The 15844-nt window shown below is 43.1% G+C and carries 15 protein-coding genes; 12 read left to right on the forward strand and 3 right to left on the reverse strand.

Features of this window, described 5'->3' with window-relative positions:
- Nucleotides 1-8: 8 nt before the first annotated feature.
- The 3 genes from ruvA to BUB08_RS14125 are packed head-to-tail and all read right to left on the reverse strand — an operon-like array spanning nt 9 to nt 3175.
- Nucleotides 9-590 (reverse strand): Holliday junction branch migration protein RuvA, encoded by a 582-nt coding sequence (gene ruvA / locus BUB08_RS14115; RefSeq protein WP_073002523.1) that lies wholly within the window; start codon nt 588-590, stop codon nt 9-11.
- Nucleotides 591-601: 11 nt separating this feature from the next.
- Entirely contained in the window at nt 602-1699 is a 1098-nt protein-coding gene (pdxA, locus tag BUB08_RS14120; protein ID WP_073002524.1) for a 4-hydroxythreonine-4-phosphate dehydrogenase PdxA, read from the reverse strand.
- A 60-nt stretch (nt 1700-1759) separates the two neighbouring features.
- Nucleotides 1760-3175, reverse strand: coding sequence for a leucyl aminopeptidase family protein (locus BUB08_RS14125; protein WP_073002525.1), 1416 nt, complete (start codon nt 3173-3175; stop codon nt 1760-1762).
- A 156-nt stretch (nt 3176-3331) separates the two neighbouring features.
- Between BUB08_RS14125 and BUB08_RS14130 the strand changes: the two genes are divergently transcribed.
- The 12 genes from BUB08_RS14130 to BUB08_RS14185 all read left to right on the forward strand — a co-directional run bounded on the left by BUB08_RS14130 (nt 3332) and on the right by BUB08_RS14185 (nt 15843).
- Complete coding sequence (locus BUB08_RS14130) at nt 3332-3670, forward strand: hypothetical protein (protein ID WP_073002526.1); 339 nt, start codon at nt 3332-3334, stop codon at nt 3668-3670.
- 88 nt (nt 3671-3758) lie between these two features.
- Nucleotides 3759-5855, forward strand: coding sequence for a TonB-dependent receptor (locus BUB08_RS14135; protein ID WP_083570775.1), 2097 nt, complete (start codon nt 3759-3761; stop codon nt 5853-5855).
- A gap of 5 nt (nt 5856-5860) precedes the next feature.
- Nucleotides 5861-7078: an MFS transporter gene (locus BUB08_RS14140; protein ID WP_073002527.1), complete on the forward strand. Its 1218-nt coding sequence runs from the start codon at nt 5861-5863 to the stop codon at nt 7076-7078.
- Complete coding sequence (gene hemN / locus BUB08_RS14145) at nt 7065-8444, forward strand: oxygen-independent coproporphyrinogen III oxidase (RefSeq protein ID WP_217651624.1); 1380 nt, start codon at nt 7065-7067, stop codon at nt 8442-8444. Before BUB08_RS14140 ends, hemN begins: the two co-directional genes overlap by 14 nt.
- An 11-nt stretch (nt 8445-8455) precedes the next feature.
- Complete coding sequence (gene hemG / locus BUB08_RS14150) at nt 8456-9823, forward strand: protoporphyrinogen oxidase (protein WP_073002528.1); 1368 nt, start codon at nt 8456-8458, stop codon at nt 9821-9823.
- Nucleotides 9816-10844 carry a ferrochelatase gene (hemH, locus tag BUB08_RS14155; protein WP_073002529.1) on the forward strand — a complete coding sequence of 343 codons (1029 nt, stop codon included), beginning with the start codon at nt 9816-9818 and terminating at the stop codon, nt 10842-10844. Before hemG ends, hemH begins: the two co-directional genes overlap by 8 nt.
- A gap of 285 nt (nt 10845-11129) precedes the next feature.
- Nucleotides 11130-11759, forward strand: coding sequence for a Crp/Fnr family transcriptional regulator (locus BUB08_RS14160; protein ID WP_175550012.1), 630 nt, complete (start codon nt 11130-11132; stop codon nt 11757-11759).
- 153 nt (nt 11760-11912) lie between these two features.
- Nucleotides 11913-12962, forward strand: coding sequence for a hypothetical protein (locus tag BUB08_RS14165; protein WP_073002531.1), 1050 nt, complete (start codon nt 11913-11915; stop codon nt 12960-12962).
- Nucleotides 12963-13034: 72 nt separating this feature from the next.
- Nucleotides 13035-13418: a hypothetical protein gene (locus tag BUB08_RS14170; protein ID WP_073002532.1), complete on the forward strand. Its 384-nt coding sequence runs from the start codon at nt 13035-13037 to the stop codon at nt 13416-13418.
- Nucleotides 13419-13438: 20 nt separating this feature from the next.
- Nucleotides 13439-14344, forward strand: coding sequence for a DUF5777 family beta-barrel protein (locus BUB08_RS14175; RefSeq protein ID WP_139249718.1), 906 nt, complete (start codon nt 13439-13441; stop codon nt 14342-14344).
- 25 nt (nt 14345-14369) lie between these two features.
- Nucleotides 14370-14798, forward strand: coding sequence for a c-type cytochrome (locus BUB08_RS14180; protein WP_073002534.1), 429 nt, complete (start codon nt 14370-14372; stop codon nt 14796-14798).
- Between the two features lie 64 nt (nt 14799-14862).
- Entirely contained in the window at nt 14863-15843 is a 981-nt protein-coding gene (locus BUB08_RS14185; protein ID WP_139249719.1) for a cytochrome c3 family protein, read from the forward strand.
- The last annotated feature ends 1 nt before the right edge of the window (nt 15844 follow it).

The following is a 15844-nucleotide window of genomic DNA, read 5'->3' on the forward strand; positions in this document are numbered from 1 at the left end:
TTCCTGTTTTATAACCTTTTTAATGCTGTTTTTATCACACGCTCAACGGTCGCTCCGGGATCATCCTTAATGATTTTGGACACTGCCTTGTCTGCATCCTTTTTTGCGAACCCCAGCATGACTAATGCTGATAACGCTTCATTTCTTATAGTATTGTCTGTTGAGATCAAAATTTGACCGCTTTCGGGCATTTTACCCAGTTTGTCTTTTAGGTCAATAATAATCCTTTGGGCCGTTTTTGTACCAATTCCTTTCACCGCCTTCAACACATCTGCATTCCCCGTGGCAACGGCAGAAGTTATCTCATCCGGGCTCAACGACGAGAGCATCATCAGAGCAGTGCTGGCTCCCACCCCGTTCACAGAAATAAGGCTGCGGAAAAGGTCACGCTCCCGCTTTTCGGCAAAACCGTACAAAACATGAGCATCTTCTCTAACTACCTGGTGAATAAGCAGCTTCACCTCTTTTTTGCCGTTAACCTGACTGTAGGTATTTAACGAAATATTCACGAAATAACCAATTCCGCCTACATCAACCACAACACTTGCCGGATTTAAATCAGCAACTGCCCCCCGGATAAATTCATACATGGGTAAAAGATTTAATAATTTTGATCGTCTTCTGCCTCTATGTCCACACTTTCATCTTCCTGGTTCGAATGGATGTCGTATTTCTTTAGTGGATTTTTGGAAATCTCTTCGTAAGTTTTCCGGTTCCGGTAAATATCAATAGCAAGGTAAAGCGCCTGCCTGAACGAGTCGGGAGAAGCTTTGTCTTCGCCGGCAATTGAATAAGCTGTTCCGTGTGCCGGAGATGTACGAACAATAGGAAGCCCTGCAGTGTAATTCACTCCGCGCTCGAAAGACGCCAGCTTAAACGGAATCAACCCCTGGTCGTGATACATAGCAAGAATAGCATCAAATTTCCGATAATTTTCAGAACCAAAAAAGCCATCGGCAGGATAAGGTCCCAAAGCAATAATTCCCTCTTTTTTTGCCTGAACAATAGCCGGCAGTATAATATCGTTCTCTTCGCTTCCGAGCAATCCATTGTCTCCGGCATGAGGATTCAGCCCGAACACCGCAATGCGCGGACGCGTAATGGCAAAATCCTGCTGAAGCGATTGCGACATAATGCGCAGTTTTGAAAGAATCACTTCTTTGGTAATATGTTCAGCAACCTGAGATATTGGCATGTGCGTAGTAACCACACCAACTTTCATGGTTTCACTCACCATGAGCATCAGAAAGTTTCCGGAATTAAACCTCCGGGCAAGAAACTCGGTATGCCCCGGAAAATTAAATTTTTCACTTTGAATATTGTCTTTATTGATGGGCGCCGTAACCAGAACATCTATCAATCCATCCTGAAGGTCGGTCACTGCTTTATCCAGTGCCATAAAGGAAGCTTCTCCGGCTTCAGGTGTAGATTTCCCCAGTTCAACACGAACATTATCGTCGATGCAGTTCAGCACGTGGGCACGCCCCGGGCCTGCCTCTTTTGCCGAGCGCACATGATTTAAACTCAGGCTATTAATATTAAGCGCTTTTCTGTGGTATGCAGCCACTTTTGGCGAGCCGTAAATTATGGGAGTGCACATTTCCATAATACGCTGGTCCATCAGGGTTTTCATAATTACTTCGTAACTAATCCCGTTTATGTCGCCATGTGATATTCCTACTTTGATTATATCTGTCATTCTCGAATTACTATCAGATTAATATTTAGTCTCTTAAAAACGAAAGGCAAAGTTACGTTTTTAATTGAATTTTTTCAAAAAGTGGTAGAGCAGGCGGATGCCAAAACCTGTGCCGCCAGCGGGGCGATAAAAGTCTTTTTCGTGATAAAAAGCAACTCCGGCAATGTCGAGATGCAACCACGGATAATCGGTAAAATGTTCAAGAAATTTCCCGGCAATAGAAGTTTGTGCCTCGCGAACGCCCAGGTTGTTCAGGTCGGCAATATCCGATTTCAACGATTTGGCAAACTCTTTCCACAGCGGCACTTCCACCATTCGTTCGTAAACTTCTTCGCCGGCATTTTTTAGTTTCTGTAAATTTTCGGGGCTGGTACCCATTGCCACCAACGCCTGCGAGCCGGTAATAATTTCGGCAGAGCCGGTCAGGGTAGCCAGGTCGATCACCAACATGGGATCAAACCTTTTTGCGTAACTCAATGCATCGGCCAGCAACAACCGTCCTTCTGCATCGGTATTTCTAATTTCAACAGTAGTTCCGTCAAACATGGTAATCACATCCCCCGGAACATATGCATTTCCATCGGGCCGGTTGTCGGTTGCAGGAACCAGCCCAACCACGCGAAGCGGAGTTTTATTTTTTGCCAAAGCGTAAATAGTTGCAGCCACCACTGCCCCACCGGCCATGTCGCACTTCATATAATCCATCGATTTTGCCGTTGGTTTCAGGCTCAGTCCTCCGGTATCGAAAACCACTCCTTTACCAACCAGAACAACCGGTTTGTCGTTCACTGCATTTTCGGGATTCCACTCCAGAATACTAAATGTGGGCGGATCGATACTCCCTTTGTTTACCGCCAGCAGACCCCCCATCCGCAGCGCTTCAATTTTTTTCTTATTGAACACTTCCACCGTAAAGCCGGCTTCGTTTCCCAGCTTTTCCATTTCTTCGGAAAACCGGGTAGCAGTAAGGAACGAAAGCGGTTCGTTTACCAAATCACGTGCACGAAAAACCGAATCTACAACATTTTTCAGCTCAACAATTTGCTGGTCACTTACCTGTTGGTCAACAACAAAAATATGAGAAAGGGCAAACCCGTCTTTTTCTTTTTTGTATTTTGAAAAGGAGTACCCCGAAAGCAACATCCCCTCCAAAAAAGAAAGCGTTGCACTGTTTTCGGAATTACCAACTATTTGCAATGTGGTGATTTTCTCGCTTTTCAGCACATCAAAAAATTTAGAACCTGCCTGACGCGCTGCCTCTGCGCGGTTGCACAACTCTTCATCTTCCGCGGCTTTATGAAAAAAATACACTGCGGGCTGTTTATAAATTGTCCATTCGGTTTCTTCCGATAATTTTTCCTTCAAGTACCCGGAGTCAATTTCCGGAGAAAGGGAAAGTGAATCAAAACTTTGAAACAAAACAGCGGTTGAGATATGTTGTTTTTGTGCTGAGATCTTCTCTATTTGTGGTAGCATAACTCTTAAATTTTGCCAAAAATACGATAAAACTTACTTTTTTGAAATCAATTGAAGCCATTGAGATAAATCAACAAAAAAAAGACCTGCCTAGTTTTTAAAGACAAAGGTTTATCCTATTTTTGTGCATTCAAAAACCTGAAGAACAAGAGCAGCATGTTTACAATTGGTATATTTACAACACACATCCCTTATATTGCTTTTGTGTGTTTCTATGCTTTTTTCTTCTTGTTCGACTATCAAAAGAATTTTGACGAAGAGGCCGCAATCGGCGAAAAAAACATCCGGCACGAAGTAGCGTTATCTGCTAACACCCAACACGGAAGCGACTGCGAAAACTTTGATTTTAACAAGCAACATTCAAGTATCTCGCCCAAATTGGAGCAGATATTTTACATGGATCGGAAAACAAAAATTCTGATTCCGGTAAACGAACCGCTTTTTTCAATTAATATTGCTTTTTCGTATTTCTCCCGACCTCCCCCGGCTGCCTGATTTTTCATTGTATTCTATTTAAAATGTAAATGTTACCGGGCAACACGGTGCCTGTTTTTTACATTATCTGCTTTTCATAAAAATTATCATGAAGAAATTATTATTACTAATTCTTACCATATCTTTTTTTCAGGTAAATACTTTTGCCCGGGAAACAGAACAAGACAGCATCAAAAAATATAAACTGGACGAAATTGTTATTCAGTCGCCCAAATACAACCGGAATGTTTTTGAAATTCCGGCAGCGGCATCAATGATTCCGGAGCGTTTAATTGAAAATAACCGGGTGGAAAGCCTAACGGATATTTCGACCCTGATTCCCAACTTTTTTATGCCCGATTACGGATCAAAACTTACTTCGCCGGTGTACATCCGCGGTGTTGGGAATCGTATTAACACGCCTTCGGTTGGATTGTATGTCGACGAAATTCCCTATTTCGAAAAAGCGGCTTTCAATTTTGACTTTTATAACGTGGAACGCATTGAAGTTTTGCGTGGCCCGCAGGGAACTCTTTACGGGCGCAACACCATGGGCGGACTAATAAACGTAATCACCAATAAACCACGAGACAAACGGGCTACAACCGTGTCGGTAGATTATGGAAATTACAACCAGATTCGATCTAACATCACCCACAATCAACCAATCGGAAAAAAAGTTGCACTACAGGGAAGCCTGAATCAACGGCACAACGACGGGTTTTACAACAACACTTTTTCAAATACCGAAGTAGATAAAATAAACAGCTACTCGGGGCAGTTGAAAGCGCTGTTTACGCCTTCGAAAAAATTTAACGCACTGGCAAATATCCAATACGAAGACAGCAGGCAGGGCGGATACCCTTACGCATTGTTCGACGAAGAAAAAATGACAGCCGGCGAAATTTCGTACGACAAAGAGAGTTTATACAACCGCAAACTTTTATCGGCCGGGTTAAACCTGAAATACACAGCCACTGATTTTTCGGTGCGGGCGGTAAGCAGTTTCCAGTCGCTGGACGATTTTCAGGAGATCGACCAGGATTTCACTCCCGAATCGCTGTTTTTCGTGGTACAAGATCAGCAGTTGCAAATGCTGGCACAGGAAATAAATATTGAGTCGAACCAAAATGGAAATTACAACTGGCTGTTCGGAGCATTTGGGTTCAAACAACTGCTTGACAAAGCGGTTACCGTGGAATACGGAGAAGACGGCCTGGTAAAATACAAAATTCCTTTATCGGAATATTATTACACAAAAACCTACAACAACTCCAATTCGGGAGTTGCGTTCTTTCACCAGTCCACTCTCGATTTGGGCGGATTTACATTTTCTGCAGGCATTCGCGCCGACTACGAAAAAGCAACCCTCGATTATGCAGACGACCGTGTTAGAAACGGAAATTCAACCCGGGCAGAAGAGTTTGACAGCGATATGGATTTCTTTGAAATTCTTCCGAAAGTGGCGCTAAAATACAGCATTAACGAGTACCTGGTTCCTTATGTTACTGTTGCAAAAGGGTACAATTCAGGCGGGTTTAATTCCACTTTCGAAGATGACGAAAACCGCACTTTCGATCCGGAGCAATCGTGGAATTACGAAGCCGGATTAAAAGCCAAATGGCTACAACAGCGAATTTATGCCAACCTGGCTTTTTTCTACATAGACTGGACCAACCAGCAGGTTTACCAAACTGTTCCCAGCGGAACCGGCTCGATGCTTACCAATGCAGGAAAATCGGAAAGCAAAGGTGTTGAACTGGAGTTGAAAGCACTGCCTGCCCAAAACTTCGAAACGTGGCTGACTTTTGGGTACAACGAAGCAAAATTTATTGATTACGTAAAAAACGAAAATCAGGATTACAGCGGAAATTACTTACCTTATGTCCCCAAATATTCGTTTAATGTAGGAGGTAATTACATGGTAAATGTCAGGGCAAAATGGCTCGACCGAGTTCGGTTCAACCTTTCATACAACGGTTTTGGAAAGCATTACTGGCACGAGTCGAACGAAGCTTACCAAAATTTTTACGGATTGCTGAACCATCGCATAAACTTCGAAAAAAACAATGTTGTTTTTTCATTTTGGGGAAAGAATATTTTAAATGCCGACTATAACTCGTTTTACTTTCAGGCATTGGGAAATTCCTATGCTCAAATAGGAAAACCGGCTACATTTGGTGTTAATCTGAAAGTTACGTTTTAGCAAAAATGAAAAAGCAAGAAGCAAATAAGTATTTCACGCTGCTGAGCCTCTACCTGGCACAGTCTATTCCCATGAGCTTTTTTTCAACAGTAGTGCCTGTTATCATGCGAATGGAGAACTATTCGCTGGAATCCATCGGGTATTTGCAATTGATAAAGTTGCCATGGATACTGAAATTTTTGTGGGCGCCAATGGTAGACAGAAATTGTAGCAGTACAAAACAGTACAGGCGTTGGATTCTGGCTTCGGAAACATTTTATGCAGTAGTAATTTTTTCCATTGGCTTTTTAGATCTCGAAACAAGTTTCTCTACCATCATAATATTAATGGTAATTGCATTTACGGCCTCGGCAACCCACGACATTGCCACCGATGCATTTGCCATTCTCGTTCTAAAAGAGCGGGAACGCAGCCTCGGAAACAGCATGCAGTCGGCCGGAAATTTTATAGGAACCCTGATGGGCAGTGGTGTCCTGCTTGTAATTTACCATTACTGGGGCTGGCAATCGCTCCTTTTTTCACTGGCGGCCTTTGTACTCATCGTTTTAATTCCCATTTCAATATACCCGGCAAAGGAGAAAAAGCAATTGGACAAATCGAGGAAAAACATTTCGCCTCTGGAGTTCGTCTACTTTTTCAGACAGAAAAAAATCGGAGGCCATTTGCTCTTGCTGTTTCTTTTTTACTCCGGGCTGATTGCCATTTTAACCATGGTAAAACCCTACCTGGTTGACCTGGGCTACGACGTAAAACAAATCGGGTTCATTTCCGGAATATTCGGCACAGCATGCGGAGCGTTAATGACGATTCCCGCCGGAATATTCATCCGAAAAGTCGGGCTGAACAAAGCAGTCTGGGTTTTTCCTGCCATTAATGTGTTGGTGGCAATCTTCTTTTTCGGGCTCACATTTACCGGTCATCCGTTATACCTTATATATATAGGTGTCGCATTATTATGGAGCGCCTACGCCATGTCGTCGGTTTTTGTGTACACACTGGCCATGAAAATTGTTCGCAAAGGAAGAGAAGGAACCGACTTTACCATTCAAATTGTAATTACACACCTGAGCAGCCTCATTATTGCGGTAATGAGCGGAAAGGTAGCAGACACCATTACATATCGCGGGCTTTTTGGCATTGAAGTTGGCATCGGATTGCTTATCTTTATGCTCATCCCGTTCATTTTTAAGAATAACTTTTACAATCGTTATGAAAATTCCTGAAAACCTCATTCAAAAATATAACGTTCCGGTACCACGGTACACCAGTTACCCGCCTGCAAATTTTTTTCACGAAAATTTTAGAGCCGACGAGTACGTAAGTGCAATTGAGAAATCCAATCACGAGTGGCCCGAAAACATTTCGTTGTATATCCACATTCCGTTTTGCTCTAAAATGTGCCATTTCTGCGGATGCAACACACAATACACCCGCGACAAAGAAAAAATGGGCCGGTATGTAGAAGCAGTGAAAAAAGAGATAAAAATGGTGAAGAAACTGCTTGACCCCTCGCGTAAAGTATCGCAGGTGCATTGGGGAGGCGGAACACCAAATTCATTGCCCATTGAAATGATTCGCGGAATAATGGAACTTATTCACGAAAACTTTCAATTCATCGAAAAGCCTGAAATTGCCATTGAATGCCACCCGGCCATGCTGGATGAAAACTATACCGGCCAACTTGTTTTGGCAGGATTCAACCGGTTCAGCCTGGGAATTCAGGACTTTAAACAGGAGGTGCTGGACAACGTAAACCGGGACGCACCAAATGTACCGGTTAAAGAAATTGTAAGCTGGATTAGAGGTTTTGAAAACACATCGGTAAACCTCGATTTTATTTACGGCCTTCCGTTTCAAAGCGAAAAATCGTTTTCGGAAACCATTGAAAAGGCCGTGGACATTTCGCCCGACAGATTGGTAACATTTTCGTATGCCCATGTTCCGTGGATAAAAAAAGCCCAAAAAATTCTTGAAGTACGGGGCCTCCCGGAAGCACAAGAAAAGCTTTCCATGTTTGAAGCCGGCTTTAAAATACTCACCGGAAACGGCTACACCCCCATCGGGCTGGATCACTACGCCAAACACACCGACGATTTGAGCATTGCCCTGAAAAACCGCAAGCTTCACCGGAATTTCCAGGGATATTGCACACGCGAAACCACCGGGCAAGTATATGCTTTTGGAGCAACAGGAATAAGCCAGCTGGAAAGTGTATATGCCCAAAACGATAAAAACCCCGAGAGCTATGTTGAATTAATCAACAAAGGGCAGTTTACCATTGAAAAGGGATACCATCTGAACCGGCAGGAAAAAATAATACGGCACGTAATTAACGAAATGATGTGCAATGAATACCTGTCGTTTAAAGAAGCCGCTGAAAAATTCAACACTTCGGCAGAAGAGATTAAAAATGCACTGAATTTCGATAGAAAACTGTTTAATGGTTTTGTAGCAGATCAACTTCTGGAGATTGACGAAGAGGAAAATTTTCAGGTTACACCAACCGGCAGATTTTTCATTCGAAACATTGCGGCCCAATTCGACCCGAACCTTCAGAAAGAAACCAAAAGATTTTCAAAAGCGTTGTAAACATCATACAAATGGAAGACAAGGAAAACATTAGGGTTGCTATTGCCGGCGCCGGACTAACCGGGCTAACTACTGCATTCTACCTGAAAAAAGCAGGAATTCCGTTCGTGGTTTTCGAAAAAGAAGATCGCCCCGGAGGTGTCATTCAAACCCATCACGAAAACGGATTCACATTTGAAAGCGGGCCAAACTCCGGAATCCTTTCAAAACCGGAAGTGGTGGAGTTGCTGGAAGAATTGCAACACGAATGTACCCTCGAAGTGGCCGACGATGCTGCAGAAGCCCGGTGGATATGGAAAAATAATCGTTGGGTGCCACTTCCTTCCGGACTGGTTTCTGGCATTTCCACGCCCCTGTTTTCTTTTCCTGACAAACTGAGACTGCTGGGCGAGCCCTTCCGAAAAAAAGGAACTAACCCGAACGAATCTTTGGCACAGCTGGTTTTGCGCCGCATGGGAAAAAGCTTTCTCAATTACGCTATAGATCCGTTTATTCTTGGCATTTATTCTGGCGACCCCGGGCGGCTGGTTACACAATATGCTTTTCCGAAACTATACAACCTGGAACAAAATTACGGCAGCTTTATTGGAGGCGCTCTCAAAAAGGCCAAAGAGCCCAAAAGCGAACGTGACAAGAAAGCCACAAAAGAAATTTTCTCCGTTAAAGGAGGCCTGAGCAACATGATTCATGCATTGGCGACAAACGTTGGAGAAGAAAACATACGGCTGAACAGCAACAATCTTTCATTTGCTCAAAAGGGAAGCAAATTTTTGTGCTCGCAGTCGAGCGAAGAGTTTTCTCACGTAATATCCACAACCGGAGGATATGCGTTGCCGGAACTTTTCCCCTTTCTCGAAAAAGAAAAACTGGGTTCCATTACCCAAATGGAATATTCAAAAGTAATACAGGTTTCTGTCGGATTCAACAACTGGCACGGCATTCCGCTTAATGCGTTTGGCGGGCTGGTTCCTTTTATTGAACAAAGAAAAATTTTAGGAGCGCTGTTTCTCTCTTCATTTTTCAAGGATAAAGCCCCCGAAAAAGGCGCGTTACTGTCTGTATTTCTGGGCGGAATACGCAGGCCCGAAATTGCAGAACTTTCTGATGAAAAGATTGTTGAAATTGTCAGAACAGAGTTAACAGAAATGTTTCATTTGAAAAAATTCGAACCCGATTTGTTGAAAATATTCCGATACAGCCATGCGATTCCGCAATATGGATTTGAATCAGAAGAAAAACTGAAAACTATCGAAACCCTGGAGAAACAACACCCGGGGCTGATACTTGCAGGAAATATTCGCGATGGAATTGGCATTGCCGACCGCATTAATCAGGGGAGAACTGTTGCTGCAAAAATTGCAAACATAGAGCATGAATAACGACAAAACAGCCGTTTTACTAATGAATGTAGGTAGCCCCGACGAGCCAGAAATAGGTGCAGTCTGGAGGTATCTCACCGAATTTTTAAACGACAAGCGGGTAATTGATCTGCCCTGGCTGCTTCGCAAATTTCTGGTAAATTTCATCATCATTCCGTTTAGGGTAAAAAATTCAACGCGGCTATACAAATTACTTTGGACAGAAAAGGGTTCACCCCTCATTTTTCATTCTTTTGAAATGAAGCAGAAACTCCAGATTAAACTCGAAGACAAGTTTGAAGTGTTTGTTGCCATGCGCTATCAAAACCCCGACTACAAACGAATAATCTGCCAAATAAGAGAGCAGGGATTCAAAAAGCTAATTCTTTTTCCCCTTTATCCGCAGTACGCTCAATCAACCACAGAAACTACCGTTGTTGCCGTTAAACAGGAATTAGAACGGCAAAACTCCAACATCGAACTAAAGGTTATTAACCAGTTTTACGACAATCCGCAGTTTATTCAGGCATTTGCAGAACAAGGGCGTAAATACAACCTTGCTGATTACGACCACGTTATTTTTTCGTACCACGGCCTGCCCAACCGCCATCTCGAAAACAGCCACCCCGACATAAAAGCCACACAGTGCTCGTGCCAAAACTCCATTCCCGAATACGGCAAAAACTGCTATCGGGCAACATGCTATGCCACAACAAGACTTCTGGCAAAAGAGCTGGGCCTGAAAAAGGAAAATTACACCGTGTCGTTTCAATCGAGGCTCGACAAAAACTGGATGGAACCATTTACCGACAATGTGATGCTGCAGAAACTTCAAGAAGGGAAAAAGCGCATCCTTGTTTTTGCTCCGGCATTTGTTACCGACTGCCTGGAAACCATTATCGAAATTGGCGATGAATACCGGGAAATATTCTTAGAAAACGGCGGAGAGAAATTACAGCTTGTAGAAAGCCTCAATGCAGAGCCGGCATGGATTGATACAATGGCAACCCTGGTCTTAGAAGAGGCAAATAAAAGCTTCTGACATTCAAAGATATGCACATATGTAAGAAACTAAATTTTAATTCAATTTTGTATTAAAAGACATTTTTTTCATAAACTTATTTTATTAGATTTGAGTTTTCGCTTACTACATATAGAAACAGGCTAAATACCCAACAAACAAATGATTTTGAAAGAGGGAATAGTGTTAAAAGAAATAAATTTTGAATGCTTCAGATGTGAAAAGCACAATGACAACTGTGAAAAAACACTGAATTGTTGTTGCAAAAATTGCTTTAAAAGCGACGACACCAACCTCCTCAAACATTTGGAAAATAATGAGCTTGATTCTATTGTAGAAGGGAAACAACAAATCAGGTACAAACCCGGAGAAACCATTATTAAACAGAACACCTCGTCAACCTACGTTATTTGCGTTAGAGACGGGTTGGCCAAGGTTTATGTTGAAGGCATTAAAGGAAAAAGCCTGGTGGTTCGCCTGATAAAAAAACTCGATTTTGTTACCGGCGGCGATTTATTCAATGGGAATGTACAACGATTCACCATCTCTGCCGTTACTCCGGTAACTTGTTGCTTAATAAATACCACAAAGCTTTCGCAACTGTTCTCGGAAAATAACCGGTTTGCGGTTGAATTGCTCAGGCACCACGCCAAACAGAACAATGCATTGCTGGACAAGCTGGTGGTATTAACCCAGAAATACATGCCCGGCCGCGTAGCAGACACACTGCTCTATCTGAAAAACGACATTTTCAAAACCAATCCTTTTTCAGTTCCATTAACACGACAGGATTTGGCAGACATGTCGAACATGACCAAAGAAAGCCTGGTGCGGATTCTTCAACAATTCAAATCTTCTAATCTCATAAAAACAGATGGAAATACAATTGAAATACTTAATGAAGAAGCCCTGCAAGAAATTAGCAAAAACGGATAATTGATATATATCAATAAATGCTGTAGATTTTATCAATAGCAACCAATTGATATATCATTAGTTGTCCCTTCGGGGCTACATGTTTCCATGCTAATTTTACGCTATAAAGTATTTAAACGATTTTATAGTACAAATTACTAAACTGGTCATGTTATGAAATACGTATCTTTTTTAAAACTTATTTGTTTGGGTTTTGTGTTCGCACTTCTGGCCACCTCATGTGTAAAGGAAGGCCCCATGGGACCTGCCGGAGCTGACGGCTCCGACGGACAAGACGGGATGGATGGAGAAGACGGGAATGTTACATGTTTGGTATGCCACTCGGGAACCAACATGGAGCAGAAGCAGGGACAATTTGCAATGTCAGCCCACAGTGCCGGTGCAATAGCCGTTGATTATGCCGGAGCACAAGCCCGATGCGCACCCTGTCATTCTCACGAACAATTTGTTCAAACGATGACGCTTGGCAGCGTTGCCGGAAACATAACCAACCCCAGTGCATGGAAATGCAGTACATGCCACGGCATCCACAAAACATTCGAAGGGGTGGATTACGCCTTACGTGCATCCGACCCGGTAACTGCCAACTTCAATTCTTCTGTAACACTGGACATGAAAGGGAACAGTAACCTTTGTGCAGTTTGTCACCAAACCCGCACAGCAGGACCATCTATTACCAACCCTGATTCAGAAACGTTCAGAATTACAAACACTCACTGGGGACCACACCACGGACCACAAGCCAATGTTTTAGCCGGCGTTGGGTTTGAAGAGATTCCCGGCTCGGTTCCTTATCCGGACGCAGGCACTGCCGCACATTTAACACAGGCTTCGTGCACAGGTTGCCACATGGGCGATTTTAACACCGGCCAGGGCGGTCACTCGTTCATTCCGAGTTTAAAAGCTTGTAACGATTGCCACGGAACTTCTCTCGACGACTACAACTACGGAGGTAAACAAACCCAGGTTCACGGCTTACTTGTTAGTTTAAGAGACAAACTAATTGACCTAAGTGTGGTTGCAGGAAGCGACGAAGAAGGTTATCATCCGGTACCGGGGACTTACCCGACACTTTATGCACAGGCTTATTTCAACTGGATTGGATTGGAAGAAGATCGCAGCCAGGGAGCACACAATCCAAAATACGTAGTGGCTCTTTTGATGAACACCATCGAAGCTCTTAACAACTACCAGGCAAACTAAAACGCACGCCAACATCGCTTGTTGTAGTTTGCAGAGACCGGTATATGAATGAAAATTCTATAAAAGATAAAGATGAAATTAAAAACATTGTTGTTGATTGTTGTGGTGGCCATGGCATTTGCAGGATGTAAATACGATTGGATAGTTCCGGAAGAGATTCCTGTTATTGACCCGGATGACCCGTCGCAGACAGTAAGTTTTTCGGAAGACATACTGCCAATTTTCACCAGTGGAAATAACTGCACGGCCTGCCATAGCGGAAATCAGATGCCCGACTTAAGGGCTGAAAACGCTTACACATCGCTCAACAGTACAAGATATATAGACAAAACCACGCCCGAAAACAGCAGAATTTACAATGTTCCCCGCCCCGACGGAAGTCATTACAAAAAACTGACTGCTGCACAGGCAGCTTTGCTCCTGGCGTGGATACAAAAGGGCGCCGAGAATAACTAATCGCAATTAAAATGCTAAAGATGAAGAACTACATATTAATGCTGCTACTTACGGTGATGCCATTTTCCGGAATTTTTGCCCAGGAAGAAGAGGTAAAAGACAAGCCGGTACGAGCACCGTTTGCCAGCGGTTATTTAATAGATAACCAAACAACCATGATTCCCATTAAAGGGACATTGGAGTTTGCCATACAGCATAAATTTGGAACCATCGAAAATGGAAAGTCCGACTTCTTCGGAATTTATGCACCGGCGGCTAACATCAGACTTGCACTTGACTACGTATTTTTCAAAAATTTTCAGGCAGGGATTGGATTAAGCAAAGAAAGAATGTACACCGACCTGAATGCCAAATGGACAATTCTGGAGCAAACCCGGGAAAACACCATTCCGGTTGCAGTTGCTTTATACGGAGTAGTTGCCATTGACGGAAGAAACGAAAGTGCATTTGGCACCGGAAAAACATGGCACTCCGGCGAAGGAAAAACAGAATTCGATTTCAACTTTCCAGACCGGTTATCTTACTTTTCGCAGTTAATTATCGGCCGGAAATTTAACCACTGGCTTTCGTTGCAAACCGGGGTAAGTTTTACCCACTACAACCTGGTTGACCCTGAGTTTGACCACGACAAAATCGGACTTCATTTCAACGGAAGGATAAATTTCTCGCCACAGTCTTCTTTCATATTCAACTACGACGCTCCGCTAAAAATACAACAGATTTCGGAGCAACTGGAAGTGCCGCCACATCACCAGTCCAACGTTTCTTTTGGTGTTGAAATTGCCACAAGCACCCACGCATTTCAAATATACATGGGCAACTCCAAAGGAATTATTCCACAGGATATAATGATGTGGAATTCCAACAAATTCAGTTGGGAAAATTTGGCATTTGGCTTTACAATAACCAGAATCTGGAACTTTTAATGTTTAATCATAAAATTAATTTATCATGAAAAAAGGTAAAATTAAATTCTTAACATATCCGCTAGTTGTACTCTTTTCCGGGATTCTCCTGGCTGCTTTTGTTTCGCCGACAGAAAGCACCGAAACGCTCGACAACTGGGATATACCGGCGAAGTACAAGGAAATGAAAAACCCGCATGCCGGCGACAAATCGCTTGACCGGGTAGGTAAAATGCTTTACGCAAAGCACTGTAAATCGTGCCACGGGAATGTTGGTTTGGGCGATGGTCCAAAAGCAGCCAGCATGACTGCCCACATGATCCCGTTTAACGATGCCAAATTCCAGGCGCAAACCGACGGAGAAATTTACTACCAATCGATTATTGGCATGGACGAAATGCCTAATTTCGAGAAAAAAATTCCGGATGAAGAAGATCGTTGGGCTTTAATAAACTTTGTGAGGTCTTTAAAATAGGTTATAAAATCGAATTCTGCTCCGGGAAAGATCTTCCGGGGCAGTTTTTATAATTCCCTGTGCCATGAGGTTTTTCGTTCGCACACTTTTTTTGCTTTGTTTTTCGGTCATCTTTTGTGCAATCAGTTCACCGGGGCAAAACACTACCGAGCAGAACCAAACCTGCCTGAAATGCCATGCTTCGCAAACGTACACCCTTTACAACGATTGGACAGAAAAAGAGGAAAAACGGTTGATGAACCCTTTTTATATTCTCGATACTGTTCAGCTGGCTGGAGGGGTGCATCATGCATTCAACTGCATCGACTGCCACTCAATGGATTACGAAACTTATCCCCACGACAGTGAGTTAAAACTCGAACCCATGATGACATGCATTGATTGCCACGGCGGAGACCCAACATACCAGGATTGGCAGTTCGACAGAATTGAAGAAGAATTTCACAAAAGTGTTCACTACGAAACTCACGGAGATCAGTTTTCCTGTTCAAAATGTCACAATCAGCATTATTACCGCCCCACTGCCCGAAACAGCAACAGCATCAGGGAAATTGTTAACTACAGCAACGAAATGTGCCTTTCGTGCCACGATAACATGACAATGTACCAATTGGTTTCTGACAGCACCAAGCCAAAACTGGTAGACGTACACAGCTGGTTGCCCAATCAGGAGTTGCACTTTAAACGGGTGCGTTGTATCGAATGCCACACAGAGGTGCAGGATTCGTTAATGGTTTCGCATAATATATTAAAGAAAGAACTCGCCACCAGGAATTGTGTTGAATGTCATTCATCCAATTCAATATTGCAAGCGTCGTTGTATAAATACCAAAACCTGAAAACGCGGTCCGAAGACGGGGAGAATTCCCAAAAATCAATATTAGGGCTTTTTACCATTAACCGTTCCAACAAAAATCTCTCAAATACTTACTATGTAATCGGGGCTTCGCGTGTTCCATATCTGAACACCATATTTGCCATAATTTTCTTTGCGGCTGTTGGAGGAATTGCCGTGCACACAATTTTAAGGATTCTAAAAAAATAGT

This window comes from Mariniphaga anaerophila (genome assembly GCF_900129025.1).
GTDB lineage: Bacteria > Bacteroidota > Bacteroidia > Bacteroidales > Prolixibacteraceae > Mariniphaga > Mariniphaga anaerophila.

Coding starts and splice junctions, on each gene's coding strand:
- ruvA (WP_073002523.1), bottom strand. CDS start 590: ATGTATGAATTTATCCGGGGGGCAGTTGCTGATTTAAATCCGGCAAGT.
- pdxA (WP_073002524.1), bottom strand. CDS start 1,699: ATGACAGATATAATCAAAGTAGGAATATCACATGGCGACATAAACGGG.
- BUB08_RS14125 (WP_073002525.1), bottom strand. CDS start 3,175: ATGCTACCACAAATAGAGAAGATCTCAGCACAAAAACAACATATCTCA.
- BUB08_RS14130 (WP_073002526.1), top strand. CDS start 3,332: ATGTTTACAATTGGTATATTTACAACACACATCCCTTATATTGCTTTT.
- BUB08_RS14135 (WP_083570775.1), top strand. CDS start 3,759: ATGAAGAAATTATTATTACTAATTCTTACCATATCTTTTTTTCAGGTA.
- BUB08_RS14140 (WP_073002527.1), top strand. CDS start 5,861: ATGAAAAAGCAAGAAGCAAATAAGTATTTCACGCTGCTGAGCCTCTAC.
- hemN (WP_217651624.1), top strand. CDS start 7,065: ATGAAAATTCCTGAAAACCTCATTCAAAAATATAACGTTCCGGTACCA.
- hemG (WP_073002528.1), top strand. CDS start 8,456: ATGGAAGACAAGGAAAACATTAGGGTTGCTATTGCCGGCGCCGGACTA.
- hemH (WP_073002529.1), top strand. CDS start 9,816: ATGAATAACGACAAAACAGCCGTTTTACTAATGAATGTAGGTAGCCCC.
- BUB08_RS14165 (WP_073002531.1), top strand. CDS start 11,913: ATGAAATACGTATCTTTTTTAAAACTTATTTGTTTGGGTTTTGTGTTC.
- BUB08_RS14170 (WP_073002532.1), top strand. CDS start 13,035: ATGAAATTAAAAACATTGTTGTTGATTGTTGTGGTGGCCATGGCATTT.
- BUB08_RS14175 (WP_139249718.1), top strand. CDS start 13,439: ATGAAGAACTACATATTAATGCTGCTACTTACGGTGATGCCATTTTCC.
- BUB08_RS14180 (WP_073002534.1), top strand. CDS start 14,370: ATGAAAAAAGGTAAAATTAAATTCTTAACATATCCGCTAGTTGTACTC.
- BUB08_RS14185 (WP_139249719.1), top strand. CDS start 14,863: ATGAGGTTTTTCGTTCGCACACTTTTTTTGCTTTGTTTTTCGGTCATC.